The sequence below is a fragment of the Anaerococcus provencensis genome, from assembly GCF_000312365.2.
GTDB classification, from domain to species: domain Bacteria; phylum Bacillota; class Clostridia; order Tissierellales; family Peptoniphilaceae; genus Anaerococcus; species Anaerococcus provencensis.
In genome coordinates this window covers 59,167-84,490 of the sequence record NZ_HG003691.1, presented here as the reverse complement: position 1 = coordinate 84,490, position 25,324 = coordinate 59,167, and the positions used below count along the sequence as shown (strand labels likewise).

The window sequence follows — 25,324 nt, the reverse complement described above, 5'->3', positions numbered from 1 at the left end:
TGTATATTGATTTTTTAGTGAATAATAATTTTCAAAGAGTATAATTAATACAATATATTACTAGGGAGGAAAATATGAAACTAGGGGTCCATGATTTGATGCTCAAATCGCGTGGAATGACCAATCAGGGATTTTTTGATGATACGAGAAAGTTAGTCCACACTTTAGATGAGATGGGATATGAAAGATATTGGTTTGCAGAACACCACGGTTATGAAAGTTTACTTGCTGTAGCTCCAGAAATATTGGCGAGCTACTTTCTATCAGAAACTAAAAATATCCATGTAGGCGCCGGTGGTTGCATGATAATGCATTACTCACCACTTAAGGTAGCAGAAGTTTTTAAAACTATGGCTGAACTAGCACCAGGTAGAGTTGATATCGGTATAGGAAGAGCTCCTGGAACTGGTGTATCAGAATCACGTGCATTAAATCACAAATTCGAAGATAAATCTCCAGAATTATTTGATGAGATTGAAATTATTTTGAATTACCTAGTTGATAAAAAACCAACAGACCCTATCTATAGACACGTAAAAGCTATACCAAACAAAAATGAACAAAAAGTTAATCCTACTATGCTAGGCTCTACTGGTAAGGCTGTGGAAAAAGCCGCAGAATTTGGACTACCATATTCTCACGCAAAATTCTTCTTATTTGAAACTCCAGCTGAAGTTTTCGATACTTACAGGTCAAATTTCAAGGCTTCAGAATTTGCTGATAAACCATATACATCAATGTCCTACAAGATGTTAATCAGTGATGATAAAGATGAACTTGAATACTTAGGAAAATCTTTTGAATACTTCCACATCCAACAAACCAAGGGTGATTGGAGTGGAATCCTCGATCCAGAAGAGCTAAAAGACTACCGCTTTAGCTTAAACGAACAAGCAGTACTAAAAAAAGCCTACGAACAAAGATTCTTACTTAAGGGCAGCAAACAAGAAATAGCTGATATCCTAGAAGATGAAATCGAAACATTCTACCTAGATGAAATCCTATGCTTCGCACCAATCTGGGGCATAGACAACAGAATCGCAACATACAAGGCATTAAAAGAAATATTTGAATAAAATCGAGTAGTGGCTAATTTATATCCCCTCTCACACCACCCGTACGTGCCGTTCGGCATACGGTGGTTCAATATTTTCTTGTATCATATTATTTATTTCTGATGAAACTATTTAACTTTATTCTTTTTGTATTCGAACCTTGAGGAATGAATACGTCATTCCTTGTTTTCCATCAAGTCATAGTGCATCCTTTTCAAATATTACAATGAATATTGTTCCTCCCTTCGCTCCATTTCCATTACAGAAACTTCCTTGCTACTATGGATTCTGCTGACTTCTCATAGTTCGTTGTTACTACTGTGTCGTCTATGAGAACTCACGGGGTTAGTTCTAATACTTTCATCGTTTACTTGCAGAATTTACGCCTTAGGTTTACGGTTACCTTTTGGTTTTTTGCTATCTTTGGCTAGCTTGCCCAACTGTTACGCCTTATATTCTGTTCCTATTCGTCAAGCCACGATTTCGCTACCCGTTCTTCTCTCCTAGATGTTGCCATCTAAAACTTCGGGGGTTGCTATTAGATTCGTTGGTAACTACGCTCTGTAGGGATTTTCACCCCAGCATTAGAACATTCCCGTCATACCAAAAAACCACTGCCAAATTTATTATTAGGCGGTGGTTAAAATATTTTTGAATTTAAATCATATTATTTATCTAATATTTTATAAAATTATTCTTTTCTAAACCATTAAGATATAAGATAAGTCGTTCATATAAAGGTTCTGCTTCATCTTTATATCTACTTTTTAATATTTGTCCAATATCTTTTATAGTATTCTCTCCATCTATAGACTCCCATACTATATTTCCCATGCCTTTAACCTTAACTCGAGTAATTTCTGGTCTATTAAAAAATTTTTGAGCTATCTTATGGTTAAGACCTTTATGGGGCATCAGTATTATATAATTTTTATTATCTTTATCATATTCATAGTCTACATTTTTATTAGGAATTCTATCTAAATCATACATTAACTTTCTCTTTCTTTATAGCTGACTTTGCCTTAGCATAAATTAGTATTGCTAATCCAAAAAATAATACTATAGAAACTTCTTGAGGTAGGCTAAATTTATCAGATATATTTATAGCATCTGCCAAAGTTTTACCATGTGATGGTATAATAGCAAATATTGCAAGTATGATGCCCATTATTCCCTCACCTGCTATAAGACCTGCTGAATATAGCGTTCCTTTTGTTTGTGCATTCTTTTTGCTTTCTTCATCTGCTTTAAATTTATCAACTATTAGTCTAACAGCTCCACCAAACATTATCCCTAGAGAAGTATTAAGTGGTAGATAAAGACCTATAGCAAAAGGTAGAACACTTATTCCTAATAATTCTACCATTATTGCAATCGCAGCTCCTATAAACACTAAGTCCCAAGGAAGATTTCCACTCATTACCCCCTCTACTATCATCTTCATAAGTACAGCTTGAGGAGCTGGTAAATCTTTAGTACCAAAACCTATTGAGGTATTTAATAACCAAAGTATACCACCTATAACTAAAGATGATGCTAGAACGCCTATAATCTCTCCAATCTGTTGGTACTTAGGACTTGCTCCTACAATATAACCTGTCTTTAAGTCTTGAGAGCAGTCTCCTGCTATTGCTGCTATTACGCATATAATAGTTCCTATAGAAATAGCTGCTATCATTCCATCATGGCCAACAAGACCTGTAGCCTTAAGAATAAGTGTTGCTATTAATAAGGTGGCTATTGACATTCCTGAAACTGGGTTATTTGAGGATCCTATAATACCAACCATTCTTGATGATACTGTAGCAAAGAAAAATCCAAATACAACTATAATTATAGCTCCGATAATATTTACAGGAGTAGATGGCATTAAAAATATTAAAATTACAGATACAATTATCAATATCATTGATACCTTAAAGGAAATATCAGTATCTAACCTATCACTACTACTATTATCATCCCTATTTTTTAAATCATTGATTGAATCCTTAAAAGATTTTACAATCATAGGTAAGGATTTCACTAAAGAAATAATTCCACCAGTAGCTACTGCACCAGCTCCTATATATCTTATGTAGTTTGACCATAAATCAGATGGAGCAAGATTTGTAAGTTCTGGACTACCAAAGGCATGAAGAAGTGGCATAAGTACAAACCAAGCAAGCACACCACCTGCTAGCATTATAGCAGAAATATTTGGTCCTACTATGTACCCTACTCCCATCAATGCAGGTAAGGCATCAAAACCTACAGCAGTTCCAGCAAAATTTTTAGCCGATATTTCATAACTAATTTCTTCAGGAAATATTTTTAGTCCATTTGCTAAAAATTTGTAGAGTGATGCAAGTCCTAGTCCTTTAAATACAACACTTGAATCTTGACCACTCTCTTCTCCAGCCTTTAAAACTTCTGCACAAGCTTTTCCCTCAGGATATGGTAGAACACCATCTTCTTTGACTATGAGTGCACGTCTTAGAGGAATCATAAATATTACTCCCAAAACCCCGCCTATCAAAGTTAATAGCAAAATATTTAAGTAAGAAATATAATGGCTATCCCCCCATTCAGTTTCCCATAAAAACGCAGCTGGCAAAGTAAATATAGCACCTGCTGCTAGTGACTCTCCTGCTGAACCTATAGTTTGTACTATGTTATTTTCAAGTATGGAATCACGTTTTAATATCTTTCGAACTATACCCATAGATATAACTGCAGCTGGTATAGATGCAGAAATAGTTAGTCCTACACGTAAACCTAGATAGGCATTAGCAGCTCCAAATACTATAGCAATAAGCATACCTAAGATAACAGCCAATGGCGTAAATTCCCTCAATTCATTTTTTTGGGGTTCATTTTTCATAATAACTCCTTTTCAAGTTTATACAAAATATATAATAAATAATACTTTAATATAGTATACTGCTAAATGCTAAAATTGCTATATTTTAAAATATTTTTTCACACTACATAGGATACATAAAAAGCGGATATAAATTTATACAAATCAGATCAAATTTATTATACGATAGGTTGTAAAATCAAATGCGACACTAGAACAATATAAAAAGCTCATACTAACTTCGTGTAAAATGTTAATAACGACAAAAACACACACGGAGGTCAATATGAGTTATAAACATCTTACCCTAAATGAGAGAAATAAGATAGAGCTACTAAACAAAGAGGGCTATTCTTCTAGAAGAATAGCGATAATTTTAGGTTTCCATCACTCCACAATTTCTAGAGAATTAAAAAGATGTGATAATGAGTATGAAGCTGTCTATGCCCAAAGAGATAAGATAAAAAAATCATCATCTAAAGGAAGAAAATCAAAAGCTGATGATAATGTCACAAAATCCATCTGAAAAACTTCATAAGAAGTGGTCTCCTGAGCAAATAGCAAACACTGTATGCAAAGATATTGTGTGCTTTAAAACAATATATAATTGGATTTATTCAGGGATTATAGACTTTGATATTTCTGAGCTAAGAAGAAAAGTAAAATCAAGAAAGCCAAAAGAAACAAGAGGTAAGTTTAATATTGGTAAATCAATAAACAAAAGACCTAAAGAAGTCAAAAAAAGGAATACTTTCGGTCATTGGGAATTAGATACAGTTGTATCCTCTAGAGGTAAAAGTAAAGGTTGCCTAGCAACATTTGTAGAAAGAAAAACTAGATTTTATATTGCCTTACCCATGGTAGATCGAAGTAAAAATTCGATGTTAGGGGCAATTGATAAGTTAATAAAATCTTTACCAATAGAAACTTTAAAGACATTCACATCTGACAGAGGCAAAGAATTTGCTTGTTATGAAGATGTTGAAAAACGAGGTATAAGTTTTTATTTTGCTGATGCATATTCAGCATGGCAAAGAGGCAGTAACGAAAATTCTAATGGTTTATTAAGAGAATATTATCCTAAGAAAACCGACTTATCTAAAATATCTATTAATGAACTGGTTAAAAACTTAATGGAGCTTAATACCAGACCTAGAAAATGTATAAAATATCAAACCCCATTTGATTTATTTATGCACGAATTTGGTTTGGTTTAGGTGCCGTAATATTATTTGCAATTCATTATCAAAAAGACCCAAAATCGAAAAATTTTGGATCTTTTCATGAAATCATATCTATTTTTGATATTCTTCTTCTGCTTCTCTTTCTTCCAATTCTTTTAGGTTAAGAGCTATGAGTGCATCTTCTGCTTCTTTTGTTTCATAGTCGATTTCTACGTCGTTGTAGCGTTTCATACCAGTTCCTGCTGGTATTAGTTTTCCTATGATTATATTTTCTTTTAGACCCATTAGGTCGTCAACTTTCCCTTTGATGGATGCATCTGTAAGAACTCTTGTTGTTTCTTGGAAGGATGCTGCTGATAACCATGAATCTGTTGCTAGAGATGCCTTTGTTATACCAAGAAGTTCTTGGGTATATTCTGCTGGTTTCTTGCCTTCTTCTATCATTTGATCATTTATCCTATCAACTTCTCTGCGTTCTTGTAGTGAGCCTGGTAGGAATTCTGTATCTCCTGATTCGTCTATTTTTACTTTCTTAAGCATTTGACGGGCAATTACTTCTATGTGTCTGTCGTCGATTTCTACACCTTGGATTCGGTATACTTTTTGTACTTCTTTAGTGATGTAGTTTTGTACACCAATCTTTCCTAGTACATTTAGTACATCGTGTGGATCTAGGGAACCTTCTGTTAGTTGGTCACCTTTTTCTACTACATCTCCATCGTGAACAAGGATTCTTGATCCGAATGGGATGTTGTATTTTTGTGCATATCCATCTTCGGATAGGATTTCAACGTCAGTTTTCTTCTCGTTTTGGATAAGTGTTACTGTACCACTATTTTCTGCAATATAAGCAAGTCCCTTAGGTTTTCTAGCTTCAAATAACTCTTCTACCCTTGGAAGACCTGATGTGATTCCAACACCTGCTATACCACCTGAGTGGAAGGTACGCATGGTTAGCTGGGTACCTGGTTCACCGATTGATTGGGCAGCAATGATTCCCACCGCTTCTCCAATATTTACTGGTTTACCAGTTGCAAGGTTTCTACCATAGCATTTTGCACAAACACCGTGTTCTGCCTTACATTCTAGTACTGAGCGTAGTTTTACTTTTTTAACGCCAGCTGCTACTATTCTATCTGCTGTATCCTCATCGATTAGTTGGTCTTTGTGGGCTAGGATTTCTCCATTTTCATCTTTGACATCTTCAAATGATGTACGTCCAACTATACGAGTGTATAGATTTTCTACTAATTCGTTGCCATCTTTAAATTCATAGGCTTCGACATAGCCATTTGTATGGCAATCATCTTCTGTTACTATAACGTCTTGAGATATGTCTACCATACGACGGGTTAGGTAACCAGAGTCTGCTGTACGTAGGGCTGTATCTGTAAGTCCCTTACGTGAACCGTGTGAAGATATAAAGTACTCTTGTACAGAAAGACCTTCACGGAAGTTTGCCTTTACTGGGATTTCTATTGTCTTACCATCGGCCTGACTCATAAGACCACGCATACCGCCTAGCTGTCTGATTTGGTTGGTTGAACCACGGGCACCAGAGTCGGCAAATATCTTGATGTTATTGTCATCTCTAAGATCTGTTAGTAGAGCATCTGTTACTTTATCAGTTGTAACTCTCCAGATATCGATAACTTTTTCGTATCTTTCATCATCTGTGATAAGACCACGTCTATAAAGTTTTTCATATCTATCAACTTCTGCATCTGCTTCTGCTATTATATCCCATTTTTCTTTTGGAATATTAACGTCAGCCATAGATACTGTAAGTCCTGATAGGGTTGAATATTTATATCCTGTTTGTTTGATGTAGTCTAGAACTTCAGCTGTCTTAATGTTGCCGTGTTTTCTAAAGCACCTATCAACTATGTCTTTTAGGACTCCAGAGTCTGCAACTTGGTTTATTTCAAGTGAGTATGGGTCTTCCTTACGGTTTACATAACCTAAATCTTGTGGAATTCCCTCGTTGTAGATAAACCTACCTACAGAAGATTCTACAATTTTGCCTGGATCTTCATCGTCTTTTTTGATTCTAACGCCAATTTTACTTTGGTATTCTACAACTCCTGCAAGAAGGGCTTTTTTCATCTCATTTGTAGATTCAAAAACCATACCTTCGCCCTTGGCACCTTCTTTGATAGTTGTTAGGTAATATGCACCAAGAACCATATCTTGAGATGGAGTTGTGATTGGTTTACCATCTTTTAGACCCAAGATGTTGTTTGTTGACATCATTAGTAGTCTTGCTTCGATTTGTGCTTCGTTTGATAGTGGCAAGTGGATAGCCATTTGGTCCCCGTCAAAGTCGGCGTTAAATGCGTTACAAGCTAGTGGGTGTAATTTGATAGCCTTACCTTCTACTAGAACTGGTTCAAATGCTTGGATACCAAGTCTGTGAAGTGTAGGGGCACGGTTTAGTAAAACTGGGTGGTCTTTGATTACTTCTTCAAGTACTTCGTATACTCTAGGGTCCTTCTTTTCTACCATTTTTTTGGCAGCTTTAAGATTGTGAGCCATGCCACGATCTACTACCTTGTTCATGATAAATGGTTTAAATAGTTCTAGAGCCATTTCTTGAGGTAGACCACATTGGTTAAACTTAAGGTCTGGGCCTACTACGATTACCGAACGACCAGAATAGTCTACACGTTTACCAAGTAAGTTTTGACGGAAACGTCCAGATTTACCTTTTAGTAGGTCTGATAGAGACTTCATATTTCTGTTTGATGCGCCTGTTACAGCTCGTCCACGACGACCATTGTCAATTAGGGCATCGACAGCTTCTTGGAGCATTCTTTTTTCGTTACGAACGATAATTTCTGGTGCTCCTATATCAAGAAGTCTTTTTAGTCTGTTGTTTCTGTTGATTACACGTCTATAAAGATCGTTAAGGTCACTTGTTGCAAATCTACCACCTTCAAGTTGAACCATTGGTCTAAGTTCTGGTGGCATAACTGGAAGTACATCTAATATCATCCATTCAGGACGGTTGCCACTAGTCATAAAGGCATCAACAACTTCTAGACGTCTAGAAATTCTAACTTTCTTTTGACCTGTAGCATCTTCCAGTTCTTTCATTAGGGTTTCGTATTCTTTTTCTAGGTCAATGTTTGCTAAAAGTTCTTTTACAGCTTCAGCTCCCATTGCAGCCCTAAATTCTGTATCATCTGGGAATTTTTCTAAGGTATCTTGGTATTCACTTTCTGTGATATCTTGTTTTACCATTAGGTCTGTAGAACCAGGGTTGATTACTACATATGATGCAAAATATAGGATTTTTTCTAGTATCCTTGGGCTCATATCCAAGAGTAGACCCATCTTTGATGGAATACCTTTGAAGTACCAAATATGGGAAACTGGAGCAGCAAGTTCGATATGACCCATTCTTTCACGGCGAACTTTTGCCTTGGTTACTTCAACCCCACATTTTTCACAAACTACTCCCTTGTAGCGGATTCTCTTGTATTTACCACAAGAACATTCATAATCTTTTGTTGGTCCAAAGATTTTTTCACAAAATAGACCATCTTTTTCTGGTTTAAGGGTTCTATAATTGATTGTCTCTGGTTTTTTAACTTCACCATGAGACCAGGATCTGATTTTTTCAGGGGATGCGATTTTCATCCTCATCCCATCAAAAGTTTGTAATTCGCTCATAAATCTCCCTATTCTATTTCCTCAATGCTAAATCCTTCGTTTTCAGAATCTTCATATAAATTTTCAAATTCTTTTTCTATTAATAAGTCATCTGAAGATTCAATGTTTTCTTCATCGCTAGCTTTTACAGTATTTTCATTTGTAACTTTTTCAGCGTTTTGACTTAATAATTTACTTTGGGATTTAATCTTTGATGCATCTATTTTATCAACTTGACTAAACCTATCTTGTTCGTCAACATTTTCTTTTATTTCTATAACTGATCCATCATCATCAAGCAATTCAACATCCAAGGCTAGTGATTGTAGCTCTTTTACTAGTACTTTGAATGATTCTGGTGTGCCTGGTTCTGGGATGTTTTCACCTTTTACTATGGCTTCGTAAGTTTTCACACGGCCAGTAACGTCGTCTGATTTAACAGTTAGGATTTCTTGTAGGGTATGGCTTGCACCATAGGCTTCTAGAGCCCACACTTCCATTTCACCAAATCTTTGGCCACCAAATTGTGCCTTACCACCAAGAGGTTGTTGGGTTACTAGTGAGTATGGTCCAATTGATCTAGCGTGGATTTTCTCTTCAACCATGTGGTGAAGTTTTAGCATGTACATGACACCTACAGTTACAGGGTTTTCAAAGGCTTCTCCTGTACGACCATCACGAAGTTCGATTTTGCCTGTTTTGTTGATGTATGGAGCCTTAAGTGCTGCTTCTTCAAGAGCATCTTCTATTTCTGTATCCATTGCCCCATCAAATACTGGTGTTGCAACTTTCCAGCCCATAGTTCTTGCAGCAAGACCCATGTGAACTTCTAGTACTTGTCCAAGGTTCATACGGCTTGGGATACCTAGTGGGTTTAGGCAGATTTGTACTGGTGTACCATCTGGTAAGAAAGGCATATCTTCTCTTGGTAATATACGAGAAACGACACCCTTGTTACCATGGCGGCCGCACATCTTATCCCCTACCATGATCTTACGTTTGGTTGCTACATAAACTCTTATTACTTTGTTAACGCCTGGAGATAGTTCGTCTCCATCTTTTTTGTCATATTCTTTTACATCTACGACAATACCTTGTTCACCATGTGGTACTTTAAGACTGGTATCGCGTACTTCACGAGCCTTTTCTCCAAAGATTGCACGTAGTAGTCTTTCTTCTGGTGAAAGTTCTGTTTCACCTTTTGGTGATACCTTACCAACTAGGATGTCACCAGATGTTACTTCAGCACCGATTCTTATAACCCCGTTTTCGTCAAGGTTTTTCTTCATATCGTCGCCGACATTTGGTATATCTTTGGTAATTTCTTCTGCACCAAGTTTTGTCTCACGAGCTTCACATTCGTGTTCTTCTATGTGAACTGAGGTTAGGACATCATCGATTACAAGCTCTTCGTTAAGAAGCATAGCATCTTCGAAGTTGTAACCTTCCCATGTTGTAAAGGCTATTAGTATATTTTTACCAAGGGCAAGTTCTCCATTTTCTGTTGATGGACCATCTGCAAGGATTTCATTTGCTTCAACGTGGTCATCAAGTTTTACTATTGGTCTTTGGTTGATGGTTGTACCTTGGTTTGCTCTTTCAAATTTTAATAAATTGTATGTTTCTATCTCTCCATCGCTGTCTCTTTTGACTTTGATAGTTTGATCACCTACATAAACAACTTTTCCTGCATTTCTTGAAACCACACAAACACCAGAGTCTTTTGCAGCTCTATGTTCTATACCAGTTGCTATAATTGGAGCTTCTGATTTTAGTAATGGCACTGCCTGACGTTGCATGTTGGCACCCATGAGGGCACGAGTAGAGTCGTCATTTTCCAAGAATGGGATTAGTGATGCTCCTACAGATACAATCTGTTGAGGAGAAACGTCCATGTATTGGATTTTTTCTCTAGGGTAAATATCATTTTCACCATTTAAACCACGACCTGAAACTCTTTCGTTTATAAATCTATCTTCATCATCAAGAGGCTCGTTGGCTTGGGCTATGATATATGAGTCTTCGATATCTGCTGTTAAGTAATCTATCTCATCTGTTACATAACCACCTTCTTTTACAATCCTATATGGTGTTTCTATAAAACCATATTTGTTGATTCTAGCATAGGTTGTAAGAGATGTGATAAGACCGATGTTTGGTCCTTCTGGAGTCTCTATTGGACAAATCCTACCATAGTGGGAATCGTGAACGTCACGGACTTCAACGCCCGCACGGTCTCTAGACAAACCACCTGGTCCAAGAGCTGATAGTCTTCTCTTGTGAGTTAGCTCGCTCATTGGGTTTGTTTGGTCCATGAATTGTGAAAGTTGGGATGAACCAAAGAATTCTTTGATAACTGCTGTAACAGGTTTTATGTTGATAAGTCCTTGAGGTGTAGCAAGATCTGGATCTTGAGTTGTCATTCTCTCACGAACAACTCTTTCCATACGAGCAAGACCTACTCTAAATTGGTTTTGAAGTAGTTCACCAACACCACGAACCCTACGATTTCCTAAGTGGTCGATGTCATCAACTTCACCAATGCCTTCAAATAGGTTGAATTGGTAGTTTACTATGGCAAGAAGATCGCTACGAGTGATATTCTTTGGTGATAATTCTTTCTTTCTCTTAATCATCATGTCAAGAATTTCTTCATTATCACTTGCACTATCAATTATTTCTCTCATAACTGGATAGTATACTTTTTCTGAGAATTCATCTACGTCATAGTCTACATCATGAAGTTCTTCAAAAGAATTTATATCAACAAAGTGGTTGCCCACTATTCTTAAAATTTGGTCTTCGCCATCGTTATTTAATTTTTTGATATCAACTGAATTTATACCAGCATTTTCGATTGCTATAGCAGTAGCTCTGTCGATAGTTTCGCCTTCTTTAACGAAAACTTCTCCAGTTTCACCATCGATTACATCACTTGCTGCAATTCTTCCTTCAATTCTTGGCCACAAAGCTAGTTTTAGGTTGTATTTGTACCTACCAACTTTTGCCAAATCATATCTTCTATCATCAAACAATAGGTTGTTGATGAGATTTTGAGAAGACTCTAAACTTGCAGGATCTCCTGGTTTTAATTTTCTATATATTTCGATTAGCGCTTCTTCGCTAGTCTCAGAATTTTCTTTTTCTAGGGTTGTTCTAAGATGAGGAGTATCGCCAAGGGCTCTTATAATCTCATCATCACTTTCAAATAATAGGGCACGAACTAAAGTAGTTGCTGGAAGCTTTCTTGTTCTATCAAGGCGAACATTTACAGTATGGCTTGCATCTGTATCAAATTCTATCCAAGCACCCCTATTTGGTATAACAGTTGAAGAATAAAGCTTATCACCTGATTTGTCAGTTTCTTCTGCATAATAAACGCCAGGGCTTCTAACAAGTTGGCTAACTATTACCCTTTCAGCACCGTTTATTACAAAAGTTGCTGAATCTGTCATCATTGGGAAATCTCCCATGAAAACTTCTTGTTCCTTAACTTCTTCTGTTTCCTTATTAATAAGTCTAGCTTTAACCTTCAAATCTCTTGAATAAGTTGTATCCTTATACTTTGCTTCTTGGATAGAATATTTTGTTTCATCATCAAATTCATATCCAACAAATTCAAGAATAAGATTGCCATTGTAGTCCTCAATAGGTGAAATATCCTCTAGGATTTCTCCAAGACCTTCTTTAAGGAACCAATCATAGGAATCTTTCTGAACTTTTAGCAAATTAGGTAAATCTAAGACTTGAGGGAATTTAGAAAAACTCACACGCTCAGTTTTTCCAAAATACTCTTTGTGATATTGGGCCATTAATTAAAACTCCTTCACTATAAAAACACAATAAAAACACAAAAGGCTAAGAAAATTAGCCTTTATGAATGAATAAAATCTATATGATTAGATTTCTAGCAATACTTAATTATACCATCTAATCCAGGGTTTTGTCAAATATGATTTGTCAATATCTTATGCTCTTTGCCCTGTAGCAGATCTTGGCTATGGCCAATTATAATACCACTAACTGGATAGTATCCCCTATCTAGCATAAGCTTATCTATGTATTTGGCCTCATTTCCTAGCTTGTTGACTAGGCCTCTGATATAGCAAGATCCTAGGTCTAGGCTAGTTGCTGCAAGACTAATATTTTCCAAAACGCTGCCTGCATCCTCGTACTTGGATGTGTTGTCTTTGTTGGATGAGAAAATTATAAAGACAGGAGCATTATAAAGAGCATCACTATCCTTGCCTGTAAAGTCTTTGTACTCCTGGCTAATCTCTTTGATAAGATCCCTATCCTCTATAACTGTAAGCCTTGAGCTATCGTATTGGCCCATGGCAATAGGGGCTTTGTTTGCAGCATCAAGGAGTATTTTTATATCCTCCTCACTTATTTTTTCATCTGTGAACTTTCTTGTAGAAACACGTTTACTTAATACATCATAAAAATCCATAAATACCTCACTTTACTATTACTATACAAACAAGATCTAGCTTTTCGAGTATAAATTTTAATTATACCACAAATTAATATTTTTACTCTAAATAATTCCTATTTATGTTATAATAAAAGTAACGGAGGACTTATGAAAGAATTAGTTAAATTATTTTCTACTATTACCGGTATTTTTAGATCGGTAGTTACAATTGTTTTTTTGCTAGCCATAGCTTTTGTAGCCCTAGTTGATGTCAACCTTCTGATGGCTGCAGTTGATATAGCAGGATTTCCTAATATAGCAAAAGGACTTATAAAAGCAATATTAATCGGGATTTTTGCGCTTAGTTTTATAATTAATGTCATAATCACAAGACACATCTTTAAGGCAGGGACCACCGGCAAATACCACATATCAAACCTATGCTTCGCCCTTATTTTTATAATAATCGACGCCTTCATATTTGTAATGTTAAGAGATACAAAGACAATCCTTATTTACATTATTATGGCCCTAAACGCACTAATTGTTATAAATTCAATCTTGGGACTTATTGCAAAATCAAGAGGTGCTTATGAAGATGAGCATATCCTAGAAGAAGATGTCAAACCTAAAGAATATATTGAGTTTGAAAATAAAAATGACGTAGTAAAAGCAAATAACGATAAAATAAAAATTGACGATACAAGCAAAATGAAGACAAGTGACTCTAACTACCAACTTTTGGAAAAAGATAAAAAGATGGTTTATGAAAGCAGTCCAAAAACAAATAAAGACCAGGGGCAAACAGTACGAATAGCAAAGAAGAAAGAAAATAATGTAGGAGAAGAACAATAAAATAAAAAAAGGATATAAAAAATAATGTAGGAGAAGAACAATAAAATAAAAAAAGGATATAAAAATGGATGAAAGTTATTACAAATTATTAAAAGAGAACTACAATTCAAAAAGAGAAGTAAGAAACGAACTAATTTCCCTTAGTTCAAAACTATACCTACCAAAAGGAACTGAGTATTTTTTCTCTGACATCCACGGTGAGGCAAGTGCATTTTTGCAACTATTAAAGTCTGCATCAGGCAATATCAGGGAAAAAACATCCATAAACTTTGGCGATACCTTGCTTAAAGAAGAACAAGATAGGCTGACCGAACTTGTTTATAATCCAAAAGAAGTCTTGCACGAATTGGAATTAAAAAACGAGCTTACAGAAGATTTCCTAACTATCAATATCCACAGGCTCATAAGCTTATTTAGATTTGTATCGACCAAGTACGCCAAAGACTATGTAAAGGAAAAATTCGGTGACTTATTCTCACCGATAGTAGATGAGTTGCTCTATACCAACGATTCCGAATACAACAAGAAAACCTACTATGATAAACTCGTAGAAAATGTTGTAAAGTATGGGGCCGGTAAAGATTTTATTATACTAATTTCAACTTTTATCCAAAGAATTAGCGTCGACAAACTACATGTTGTTGGTGATATATTTGATAGAGGACCTGCTCCTCAGGTCATTATAGATGAACTTATAGGGTTCCCAAATATTGATATTCAATGGGGCAACCATGACATAGAATGGATGGGGGCAGTTTGTGGCAATAAGGCTCTAACAGCTGCCTGCCTTGCAAATGCCATCCAATACAGCAACTTTGATATGCTAGAAGATGGTTATGGGATAAATCTTAGACCTTTGTATGAATTCGCTATGACAACATACGGCGATGATCCAGCAGAGATATTCATGCCAAGGGTTTTTGACAAAAACTTATATGACAATATAAACGATGAAGTTGCTGCAAAGATGTTTAAGGCAATTTCTATAATAAGATACAAACTTGACGGCAAACTCCTAGAAAGAAATCCAGAGTTTAATATGGATGATAGGAACTTCCTAAGACATATAGACTACAAAAACATGACCTACAAGGGTGTGGCCCTAAAAGATATAAATCTTCCTACAGTAGATCCAGAGGATCCTCTAAGACTAACAGAAGAGGAAAAATGTGTAATATCTACCCTACAAAAAGATTTTAAACGCAGTGTGAAATTAAACAAGCACATAAAGTTCTTATACGAAAACGGAAGCTTATACAAAGTAGAAAATGGTTCTTTGTTATTCCATGGTTGTATTCCACTAAATGAAGATGGATCTTTCACAGAAATTGAAATAAAGGGCAAAAAATATTGTGGCAAGAGCCTTATGGATAAGCTTGAAAAAATCACTCGTGATGCTTACTACAAAAACGACGAATACTCCATAGACTTTATCTGGTATCTCTTTAATGGCAAATATTCCCCTATTTTTGGCAAATCTCAATTTTCATACTTTGAAAATTTATTTGTAGATGACAAGAAACTAAGAGAAGAAGTCTACAACCCATATTTCTCACTTTGCAACAAGGAAGAAATTGTAGATATGATTTTGGACGAATTTGAAGTCAAAAGTGACAGAAGAAGAATCATAAACGGACACGTCCCTGTAAAAACCAAAAAAGGAGACAGTCCAGTAAAGGCAAAAGGAAAACTATATGTAATAGACGGTGGCATATCCAAACCTTACCAAGCCAAAACCGGCATAGCAGGATACACTTTAGTCTTTAACTCCCACTCAGTTTCCCTGGCAGAGCACAGCAATTACGAATCCATCACAGATGAGGTAAGTTCTTACAAGCCAAATATTAGAGAAGTCGAAGTCCTTCATCCAAGGATGCTAATCAAAGATACTGACGAAGGCAAAACTATCCAAGAAAGAATCAATGTTCTTGAAAAACTATTGGAAAATTACGACAATCTATAGGAGTTAATAATGAAAAGAAAACACTATAACCTAATATCTATAGCCTTGTGGATTGTGGCTTTGATTTTAATTTTCGCCTTTAATAATCCCTTTGCTACAAGTATCACTTGGAATATAGTTCTAGCTATATTACTTGCTGTTGTTGGTATTATATTGTATTTTGCTGCCAATAAGTGTCCATATTGCAATAGTCTAATTAATGATTATTTACTAAAACCAGCTAAATATTGCCCACACTGTGGCAAAGATATTTCTAAATTTTAGATTAATTTTTGATAAAGGAGCTATAAGTGAATTTAAAAAAAGCTAGCCAATTAAATCTAATCTTAGGCTTTATTGGCCTTGCTATTTTAATCTTTGACTTGCTAAACAAGGGAAGGCTATCATGGTATTCAATAATAATTTTTCTAATTATATTTATAATCACAATTATAATTGAGAAAATTTTCTTTAAATGCCCCCACTGCAAGCACCAGATAAAAAGAAATGATTACTTTAGAAAAACTTGCAGAAATTGTGGCAAAGAAATTAATTAAAAAAGACGTTGGTAGAAAATCATCTACCAACGTCTTTTAAATTACATTTTTTCTGGCTCTGGGTAGTTTTCTCCGAAAGTATCAACTGTAACTTTTTTCATTTTTTGTTCTTCTTTTGGTCTATCGGATCTGTCTGTTACAGTTTCTGCAATCTTGTCGACTACTTCCATTCCCTCAATAACTTTACCGAATGCAGCATAGTCACCATCTAGATGTGGACTATCCTTATGCATGATGAAAAATTGGCTACCAGCAGAATTTGGCATCATAGATCTTGCCATTGATACAACTCCAGCGCTATGTTTCAAATTATTTTCAAAACCATTTGACCTAAATTCACCTTTGATAGAATATCCTGGGCCACCCATGCCTGTTCCGTCTGGGTCTCCCCCTTGGATCATAAATCCTTTTATAACCCTATGGAAGATTATCCCATCATAAAATCCCTGATTAACTAAGGATATAAAGTTATTTACTGTATTGGGGGCTATTTCTGGATAAAGTTCAGCTTTTATTATATCGCCATTTTCCATTTCTATTGTAAGTATTGGGTTATTTTGCATATTATCTCTCCTTTAAAGTATTAATTATCAAAGTCTAGATCAGAAAATATGATAGAGCCTGGGTTAAAACCTATGTATTCAGAAATTCCATCCTCAAGTTCTATACGTTTTTTCTCATATATTTTTCTTTGACTTATGCTCTCTGCTACTTGGTTAAACTTCGCTACATCAAAATCTTTGATAATTTCATCTGTCTTGAATTTTTCTTTGAATGAATAATTGTTTTTAATAGTAAATTTATTCTTAGAAGAGTTGTACTTTATAGTTGAACCATTTATGCCCCTGCTGAGAACGAAATGATCATCTTTTTTATTAAAGATTGATTTGTTAATAAGAGATCCTATGAGCTTTTCGTCATAATCATTTTCTTTGATATCTTTTAGGTATTCAATTAGATAATCTTCCAACTTTTTGCTTTCATGATTGTATTCATTTTTTATTTCAGCTTGGAAATTTTCACTAAGTTCTTCAAAATGATCTTCATCTAGTTTATAAACATTAAATAATCTTAGTATTTCGTAGTCTAAGCTTAAAGCTGTTATGGCATCTAGATTTTCTACAGTCTTCTTGCCATTATAGGCTACAATTTTCCTACCTTCTGTATCTACATATACTTCGCGATTTTTATAGTGAAATTTTATCCTAGAACCCTTGTATTCAGCTGTATACAAATCTAGAATAAGGCTAATATCTGTTTCGTCATCAGCTAGTAATTTATTAATTTTTGCATTATCGACTAAATCTCTTAAATAGTAATTAATATCTTGAGACATTCAAAATCCCCCTAATTTTTCATCACTTTGTAACTATTATACTATATATTTGTAAAATCATTGTAAAATCTTTTTTTATTATTAGAATAAGAATCTAAAAGGAAATAATAGAATGACCAATAGTAGAGATATCACTTTCTTAGCTGGGCTAGCTTTTTCATAGGCTTTGCCTGTTGAATTTATGATTTGTCCATCCTTTTTTACAATGCTAGCATCATCTTGGTAATAAGCAAAATCTTTTTTTATAAGCTTGTTAAAGTCTTTTCCATTTATTACTAACATTAGTTCCGTATCAATGTAAACCGACCTCATATCCCAATTAAAACTACCCACAGCTGCAAGATCATCATCAATTGTAAAAGCCTTGCCGTGGTATGAGTTTTCCTTAGAATTCAAAAGTATATTTACACCGAGCGTTTTAAATTTCCTTTTATTGATTAACAAGTCTCCAGTTCCTATCAAATTAGCATTGTTAGCAGCAGAATTGGTAAATAAACTTGTATCAGCGTTATCGGCTATTTGTTCGATTGTTTCATACATTTTTCTATCAGCTATAAAATATGGGCTGTGGATAGTAACATTATCCTTTGCATTTAGCATAAGTTTGCTTATTTCATAAAAAGCCTCTGGCTCCTTGCTATAAAAATCTATAGGGTTTGTTATAAGACTTGCCTTATTAATCTTTACCGCCTTGTCTTTGTAGTTTATTTTTTCGAAATTTCCTGGATTTTGATTTTTATTAGCCTCATATATATGAATTAGTTCCTTTATCAAAGCATCATTGTGCCTATTACTTGCAAATATTGCCACCTGATCTAAATCTTGTCCTTTATTATAAACACTGTAAAAATAATCTGTAAGTTCACTTAATACATCCTTATCTCCAGCTTTTTCCATGTATAATAAAACATCCCAATCATAGCTTTGTTTTTTGTCAGAAATTAAAAATCTATCTTCTAGATTTCTCCCTCCCAAAAATAGAATTTCATCATCCACTATCATGTACTTATCATGCATTCTGCCATTCAAAGACCGTGGTTTTAAGATTCTTATGGGATTATAAATCTTTATATTCACATTATCAAAGCTAGCTAGTGCCTTGTAGTAATTGTTTTTGCCAGCATTGACCCAAAGACTGTTACCATCTAGAATGATGTCTATATCTACTCCTCTTTTAGCAGCTTCTATTAGGCTTGCCATATAGAGCTTGCCAGACTCATCTGACCTTAACCTATATGAGCCTATTATTAACTTATCCTTGGCATTATCAATAGCCCTTATGCGCTCAATTCTAGCCTGGTCATTGTCTCTTATGGGGTAAGCATAGGCAATGGAACTATCATTTTGATAAAATTTACCTATATCAAAGTCTTTTTTATATCCTTCTGATACATCCTTTCGCCATACAAACGGGATAGATGACCCTATTATTATGTATAGGATTATTATTAATATTATCCCGAGTAATTTTTTTCTCATAATTCCTCATTTCTATTTACTATAACTTTACTTTTAATAAATGAAGAAACAAAAAAATCTCCAAACCTATAGGCTTAGAGATTCTAAATTACTTATTTAATTATTAATACCAACCATTAGCTGCCCAGAATTGTTGAGCTGCTTCCCATGATCCGTATCTTTGTGCAACATAGTTATCAGCTGCTGCTTCTTGTTCAGCTGGTGATGCGCCATAGTGAACTAGTGATGGGTTTAATTGGTATCTACCGTAGTAACCACCGTTTGGATTGTAAGCTGTGTATGAACCGTTAGATTCTCTTTGAGCTATCCATTCTTTTGCCCAGCTTGATGATCCTTGGTATGATTGTTGAGATTGTTGTGTTTGTTGTGCTGGTTGTTGGTAAGTTTGTGTTGTTTCTACATATTCATATGTTTGTTTTGGTTGGATAGCTGCTACATTATTATTTGCTTTATTTGTTGTAGCTTGTGTAGCGTATTTGTTTTCGTTAGCTTTTCTAAATGTTTCTAGTAGGTTGTTGTAAACATAACCTTCTTTGTCATTTACTTTTACTTTTACATAACCATTTTCAGCAACTTCTGTAACTTCTACTAGAGTTCCAGCAGGAAGTACGCTTATAACTTCAGAGTCTATTGTTGGTTTGTTTCTAAAGTTTGTATCTGTAATGATTTTATCTTCATCTAATATGTGGAAGAATCTTTTTGCTACATATGCATCCTTACCCTCAAAATCTATATGTAGCCAATCTCCTTCATTAGATTTGATTTCATATGCTTTTTCTTCATTTGAGATAAGGCCTAATACATTATCTCCCATTTTTGCTTGGCTTCTTACATTTACTGCACTTGCTAGTTCTTTGTCGATAATAACCTTAGCTGCATCTGCATCTTTTGCAGAAAATCCAATTACACTTGGAACTATTAATGCTGCTGCTAGGGCGTATTTTTTAAAATTAAACATTTATATTTATATTCCTTTCATAGTCATATTTGACTTACTCTTCTTAATTTCTTACTTTGTAACAAAGGTTACAAAATATTAACAGAATGTTTTTTACAAGAGCTATTATACAGGCTAATTGTGTAGAAATTATGTGGTTTTTAAAAAATGTAGATATTTTGTGAAAAATATTTATTTTATTGTTATTTCAACGTTTTCTCAAGGTGATTTTTTTGAATTTTATGTCATTTATCAGCTATAATACATATTCTTCCACATTTCGGGGCATTATCAGTTTAATATTTTTTGTAACTAGTCAACAAGTTAATTGTTACAATTTGTCTATTTCCAGCTAATTATTTGCCCAGTTTTCTTCAATGTAGTAAAATTTTATATATTAAAGAAGAAAGTGAGATTTATATGATTAATGTCTATTTGCTTTTTGGAGGTCCATCAAGCGAGCACGATATTTCTTTACGAAGTGCCCTAAATATTAGTAAAAACTTAGATAAAAACAAATACAAAGTTAAACTTGTCTATATTGATAAGAAAGGTAATTTTTCTGAATGTTTTTCTTATGTAGATTCAAATGATGAGTTTTCCTTGGTAAAAGAAACAAATGATAACAAAGCAGCTAGCATAGGAGCTTTCCTCCTAGATTTAAAGGAAAATGATCCTGCCAACACCGTAATAATTCCTGCTATCCACGGGACATATGGCGAAGACGGTACAATCCAAGGTTTTTTGGATTGCATAGGCTACCCATATATAGGAAACGGCCTCTTATCTTCTGCTATATGCATGGATAAGGTTACAAGTAATGATATTTTTTACAAAAACGGCTTTAACCAAGCCAAATATCTATACACTTATAAAGAAGGCCTCAATGATGATTTCTTGGAAAAATGTATCAAAGAAATCGGTTTTCCTTTGATTGTAAAGCCATCTGCCAACGGATCTTCTGTCGGCGTAAGCAAGGTTACAAATAAGGATGAGCTAGAAAAAGCAATAAAGCTCGCCTTAGAATATGACGAAAAGGCCTTAGTTGAAGAGCTTATAGAAGGCCAAGAGATAGAAATTGCTGTCATTGCCAATGGGGATAGCATTGACGCATCAAAGCCTGCAGCCTACCTTACAAATCACACTTTCCTAGATTATGATGCCAAATATTTTGACAAGGAAACTGTCGAACAACTTCCATATAAAATGGATAGTGATGATCAAACACGAGCCATTGAATTTGCCAAAAAATGTTATACAGCAGCCGGTTGCCAAGGTTTTGCTAGGGTAGATATCTTTTATAGTAAGGATAAAAACCTATATATAAATGAAATCAACACCTTCCCTGGCTTTACACCTACTTCATTTTTTGCAAGACTTTGTATGCTTATGTATGATGAAAGCTTTTCTCTTATCCTTGATAGGCTAATTGAAGATGGATTAAGGAGATATGATGATAAAAAGAAGACTAGATGAAATTGCTGCCATGGTCGGTGGAGTTCTTTCTGATCCTGACAAAAAAGACCTTATTATAGAAGGAGTTTCCACAGATTCTAGAACTATTGACGAAAATAACTTGTACATCCCTCTGGTTGGAGAAGTTTTTGATGGCAGAATCTTCATCAAGGAATGTGAAGAAAAGGGCGCAAGTGCTTTTTTGATAGATGAGGATTTTAAATTAAATAAAAATATTACTATTCCTTACATAATAGTAGAAGATACCAAAAAAGCCTTAAGAGACTTAGCCAAGGCTTATAGGGACCAGCTTGATATAAAAATCGTTGCTATAACAGGTTCTAATGGCAAGACAAGTACCAAAGACATCCTAGCCCAAGTACTTGCTGAAAAGTACAAAGTTCAAAAGACTATAGGAAACCTAAACAATGACATAGGAGTTCCAAAAACTTTGCTTGAGCTAAATGAAGATACAGAAATTGGTGTAATAGAGCTTGGCACTGACAATTTTGGAGACATATCTCTTACAACAAATCTAGTTTCGCCAGATATTGCAGGCATCCTAAATATAGGCGATAGCCACTTACTTAACTTAAAATCTAAAGAAGGCATAGCAAAGGCAAAGATGGAAATAACAGAAGCCCTAAAAAAAGATGGGGTTTTCATATATAATATAGATGATGAAACTTTAAGAAAAGAAGTTCCAAATTATAAGCTAGACGTAAGAGTTCTTACTTTTGGTATGGATGATAGTGCAGACTACAAGATTGAAAAAGTATCATCTAGCTACCAAGGCATAGAGTTTAGACACGATAGTGATATCTTCTCCTTAAAACTTGTTGGAGACCACCAAATCTATAATGCTGGATTTGCAGCTATGGTAGCTTCATTATTGGGACTAAGTACTGAAGAAATCCAAAAAGGATTTAGAAAATGCCAATCATCAAAAAATAGGGCCGAGCTCATAGAATTAGATGGTTTTGATATCCTAGATGATGCTTATAAATCAAATCCCCAAGCCCTACTAACTGGACTTGATATGACCTATATGCTAAATGGCTACAGCAAAAAAATTGTTGTTTTAGCCGATATGCTTGAACTAGGTGATGATGAAGAAAGTTTACACTTTGAAATAGGAGAAAAAATCAATCCAAACCAAATAGACTACTGCCTATTCTATGGTCCCCTATCCAAACATATGTACGAAGGAGCCTTGCAAAATTTCCCAAAATCTAGAGCCTTTTATTTTGAGGATAAGGAAGATATTTGCAACAAGCTAAAACAATTGATAAGCAAATCTACCCTTGTTTTTGTAAAGGGATCTCACGGTATGCATATGGAAGAAATAATCGAGTGCATCAGAAATCTAAATATATAAGGAGCGACTATGATTTATACTGTAACCCTAAACCCATCAATTGATCTTTTTGTAGAACTTGATGAGCTAACTATGGGTCAAAGAAACAACATATTAGCGGAAAGAACCCTACCAGGTGGAAAAGCCCTAAATGTATCTAGAGTCCTATCTGCCCTTAGAATTCCAACTGTTGCCACTGGTTTTGTCGGTGGTTACCAAGGTGAATTCATCAAACAATGGCTTAGAAACGAAGATATTACCGCTGACTTTGTCGAAACTGAGGCAGAGAACCGTACCAATATCAAAATTTTTAAAAACAAGGAAGAAACTGTAATCAACTACCCTGGTAAGAGAATATCAGCAAAGGAACTAGACGAGCTTCTTTACTACCTATCTAGGGTTAGAGAGGGAGATGTGCTAATCTTTGGTGGTTCTGTACCTCCAATGGAAGAAAGCCAAAGTAGAGACATCTACGATAGACTTGTATCAGTAGCAACATCAAATAAGGCCAAATTTGTTGCAGACGTGCCAAGCCAATATTTGATGAATGTTGTTAAGGCAAAACCTGCTCTAGTAAAACCAAACGGCGAAGATATAGAAAGAATTTTCGGTGTAGAAATCGCAGATAGAAATGATTATATACCTTATGGCAAAAAGCTTAGAGAAATGGGAGCGGAGAATGTAATCATCTCCTACGGAGCCCAAGGCTCTATGCTATTTACCGGAGATAAGGTCTATGGATCAAATGAGATAGACGATGGTAGAGAGATCATAAATACAACAGCTTGTAGAGATTCTATGATTGCTGGTTTCTTGGGATCCAAGGTAAAAGATGGCAGCCCAGTTGAGGCTTACAAGATGTCAATTGCTGCAGCATCTGCTACAGCCCGTGTCCTAGACTTGCCAACTCACGATGAGATTATAGGCATGCTAGATTACGTTAATATTGAAGAAATAGAATAAATTAAAAAATTACTCCTAAGCTTAACTTTGTGCAAAGCTTAGGGGCAAATTTTTGCTAGAATTTTCTCTTATCTTTTTCTATTAGTTTTCTCAAGGCTTCAATGCCTACTTTGATAGCCATTTCTGTGTCATGGACTACTGGATTTTCTAGGCCCTGTTTTTCTCTTTCTTGGTTTGCCACTACTAAAAAGCAGGATCCTGCTCTAACTCTTAGGTAGTTTGCTACTGTAAAAAGGGCTGCAGATTCCATTTCACTTGCAAGAGTTCCCATTTTTACCCAGGCATTCCACTTATTTTCTAGTTCATAGGAAATAGGCATTTTGTCTGGTTCATGTTGGCCATAGAAGCTATCCTTGCATTGAACTACTCCAACATGGCAGGTTTGCTCTAGTGAATTCGCAGCATCTTTTAGTGCACTTGTCACTTCAAAATTACTCACTGCTGGAAACTCTATTGGAGCGTATTCGCGACTAGTACCTTCTGCCCTTATTGCTGCATTGGCTATTACCACATCGCCACTTTTTACCTCTGTTTGCATGCCACCACAGGTTCCAACCCTGATAAAGGTATGGGCTCCTGATTTGACCAACTCTTCCATGGCTATGGCAGCTGATGGTCCACCTATTCCTGTTGATGTTACAGAAACTTTTTGCCCATCAAGATAGCCTGTATAGGTCACATATTCACGTCTGTCAGCAACTAACTTTGGATTGTCAAAATATGCTGCAATTTTTTCACATCTTTTTGGATCTCCTGGCAATATTACATACTCGCCAATCATATCTTCATTTACACCCACATGATATTGGGTATTATCTTCGCTATAATGCATAGTCTCTCCTAATCTAAATCTGGCAGTTCAATCTTTTCATAGCTTATATTATTGCGTTCTAGAAGCTCTATCGCATATTCATCTACCCTGTAAGCCTCTTTATAGTAAATCTGTTTTATTCCTGCTTGGATTAAGCTTTTTGTACAGTTTAGGCAAGGGAAATGAGTCACATAAGCCTTGCAGCCATTTACTGAAATACCCTCCTTGGCACAATACAAAAGTGCGTTCATTTCAGCATGGATGGTTGCTATACAGTGGCCATCACGCATGGTATGTCCTATCTCATCACAATGAGGATTGCCTTTTATAGAGCCATTGTAACCTGTAGTTACTATCCTATTATCTTCATTTACTATAACACAACCTACATAAGCCCTATCACAAGTGCCACGTTCTGACACTGTGATAGCTAGATTCATAAAATATTCATCCCAAGTTAATCGATCTTTTGCCATA

Annotated in this window: 19 protein-coding genes and 1 pseudogene; 9 read left to right on the top strand and 11 right to left on the bottom strand. The window is 35.3% G+C overall.

What is annotated here, in order from left to right; translation table 11 throughout:
- The first annotated feature begins 74 nt into the window (after window positions 1-74).
- Complete coding sequence (locus BN38_RS10530) at window positions 75-1,076, top strand: MsnO8 family LLM class oxidoreductase (RefSeq protein WP_044567709.1); 1,002 nt, start codon at window positions 75-77, stop codon at window positions 1,074-1,076.
- Between the two features lie 654 nt (window positions 1,077-1,730).
- Here the strand turns inward: BN38_RS10530 and BN38_RS10525 are convergent.
- A complete protein-coding gene (locus tag BN38_RS10525; RefSeq protein WP_044567707.1) occupies window positions 1,731-2,048 on the bottom strand; it encodes a PqqD family protein in 318 nt (105 codons plus the stop codon).
- Window positions 2,041-3,921, bottom strand: a complete 1,881-nt coding sequence (locus tag BN38_RS10520; RefSeq protein ID WP_044567706.1) for an OPT family oligopeptide transporter — start codon at window positions 3,919-3,921, stop codon at window positions 2,041-2,043. The genes BN38_RS10525 and BN38_RS10520 overlap by 8 nt, the downstream gene beginning before the upstream one ends.
- Before the next feature lie 265 nt (window positions 3,922-4,186).
- Between BN38_RS10520 and BN38_RS10515 the strand changes: the two are divergent.
- Window positions 4,187-5,117: pseudogene (locus tag BN38_RS10515) on the top strand (IS30 family transposase).
- Between the two features lie 78 nt (window positions 5,118-5,195).
- On the opposite strand, the gene rpoC reads toward BN38_RS10515, so the two are convergent.
- The 3 genes from rpoC to BN38_RS10500 all read right to left on the bottom strand — a co-directional run bounded on the left by rpoC (window position 5,196) and on the right by BN38_RS10500 (window position 13,191).
- Window positions 5,196-8,759 (bottom strand): DNA-directed RNA polymerase subunit beta', encoded by a 3,564-nt coding sequence (gene rpoC, locus BN38_RS10510; RefSeq protein WP_044567704.1) that lies wholly within the window; start codon window positions 8,757-8,759, stop codon window positions 5,196-5,198.
- Between the two features lie 8 nt (window positions 8,760-8,767).
- On the bottom strand, window positions 8,768-12,550 hold the full coding sequence (rpoB, locus tag BN38_RS10505) for a DNA-directed RNA polymerase subunit beta (protein WP_044567702.1): 3,783 nt from the start codon (window positions 12,548-12,550) through the stop codon (window positions 8,768-8,770).
- 134 nt (window positions 12,551-12,684) lie between these two features.
- On the bottom strand, window positions 12,685-13,191 hold the full coding sequence (locus BN38_RS10500; protein WP_044567700.1) for a nitroreductase family protein: 507 nt from the start codon (window positions 13,189-13,191) through the stop codon (window positions 12,685-12,687).
- Between the two features lie 132 nt (window positions 13,192-13,323).
- On the opposite strand from BN38_RS10500, the gene BN38_RS10495 reads away from it, so the two are divergent.
- The 4 genes from BN38_RS10495 (at window position 13,324) to BN38_RS10480 (ending at window position 16,509) form a co-directional block, all read left to right on the top strand.
- Window positions 13,324-14,010 carry a hypothetical protein gene (locus BN38_RS10495; protein WP_044567698.1) on the top strand — a complete coding sequence of 229 codons (687 nt, stop codon included), beginning with the start codon at window positions 13,324-13,326 and terminating at the stop codon, window positions 14,008-14,010.
- Window positions 14,011-14,074: 64 nt separating this feature from the next.
- The gene (locus BN38_RS10490; RefSeq protein ID WP_044567696.1) at window positions 14,075-15,973 is read left to right on the top strand and encodes a fructose-bisphosphatase class III; all 1,899 of its coding nucleotides are present in this window, start codon (window positions 14,075-14,077) and stop codon (window positions 15,971-15,973) included.
- 9 nt (window positions 15,974-15,982) lie between these two features.
- Entirely contained in the window at window positions 15,983-16,237 is a 255-nt protein-coding gene (locus BN38_RS10485; RefSeq protein WP_044567694.1) for a zinc ribbon domain-containing protein, read from the top strand.
- Between the two features lie 26 nt (window positions 16,238-16,263).
- Window positions 16,264-16,509, top strand: a complete 246-nt coding sequence (locus BN38_RS10480; protein WP_044567691.1) for a hypothetical protein — start codon at window positions 16,264-16,266, stop codon at window positions 16,507-16,509.
- Between the two features lie 41 nt (window positions 16,510-16,550).
- Here the strand turns inward: BN38_RS10480 and BN38_RS10475 are convergent, their stop codons facing one another.
- From BN38_RS10475 to BN38_RS10460, 4 genes are all read right to left on the bottom strand, one after another.
- Window positions 16,551-17,072: a peptidylprolyl isomerase gene (locus BN38_RS10475; protein WP_044567688.1), complete on the bottom strand. Its 522-nt coding sequence runs from the start codon at window positions 17,070-17,072 to the stop codon at window positions 16,551-16,553.
- Between the two features lie 20 nt (window positions 17,073-17,092).
- Window positions 17,093-17,845, bottom strand: coding sequence for a hypothetical protein (locus tag BN38_RS10470; protein WP_044567686.1), 753 nt, complete (start codon window positions 17,843-17,845; stop codon window positions 17,093-17,095).
- Between the two features lie 81 nt (window positions 17,846-17,926).
- On the bottom strand, window positions 17,927-19,324 hold the full coding sequence (locus BN38_RS10465; RefSeq protein ID WP_044567684.1) for a phospholipase D-like domain-containing protein: 1,398 nt from the start codon (window positions 19,322-19,324) through the stop codon (window positions 17,927-17,929).
- Between the two features lie 103 nt (window positions 19,325-19,427).
- Window positions 19,428-20,282 carry an aggregation-promoting factor C-terminal-like domain-containing protein gene (locus BN38_RS10460; RefSeq protein ID WP_044567682.1) on the bottom strand — a complete coding sequence of 285 codons (855 nt, stop codon included), beginning with the start codon at window positions 20,280-20,282 and terminating at the stop codon, window positions 19,428-19,430.
- Window positions 20,283-20,681: 399 nt separating this feature from the next.
- Here BN38_RS10460 and BN38_RS10455 point away from each other — a divergent pair, with 399 nt between their 5' ends.
- The 3 genes from BN38_RS10455 to BN38_RS10445 are packed head-to-tail and all read left to right on the top strand — an operon-like array spanning window position 20,682 to window position 24,036.
- Window positions 20,682-21,737: a D-alanine--D-alanine ligase family protein gene (locus tag BN38_RS10455; protein ID WP_044567680.1), complete on the top strand. Its 1,056-nt coding sequence runs from the start codon at window positions 20,682-20,684 to the stop codon at window positions 21,735-21,737.
- Window positions 21,715-23,094 (top strand): UDP-N-acetylmuramoyl-tripeptide--D-alanyl-D-alanine ligase, encoded by a 1,380-nt coding sequence (locus BN38_RS10450; RefSeq protein WP_044567677.1) that lies wholly within the window; start codon window positions 21,715-21,717, stop codon window positions 23,092-23,094. The genes BN38_RS10455 and BN38_RS10450 overlap by 23 nt, the downstream gene beginning before the upstream one ends.
- A 9-nt stretch (window positions 23,095-23,103) precedes the next feature.
- Window positions 23,104-24,036, top strand: coding sequence for a 1-phosphofructokinase family hexose kinase (locus tag BN38_RS10445; RefSeq protein WP_044567675.1), 933 nt, complete (start codon window positions 23,104-23,106; stop codon window positions 24,034-24,036).
- Window positions 24,037-24,091: 55 nt separating this feature from the next.
- Here BN38_RS10445 and udp read toward each other — a convergent pair whose 3' ends face one another.
- Entirely contained in the window at window positions 24,092-24,868 is a 777-nt protein-coding gene (gene udp, locus BN38_RS10440) for a uridine phosphorylase (RefSeq protein WP_044567673.1), read from the bottom strand.
- Window positions 24,869-24,876: 8 nt separating this feature from the next.
- Window positions 24,877-25,323, bottom strand: coding sequence for a deoxycytidylate deaminase (locus BN38_RS10435; protein ID WP_044567671.1), 447 nt, complete (start codon window positions 25,321-25,323; stop codon window positions 24,877-24,879).
- Window position 25,324: the final 1 nt, after the last annotated feature.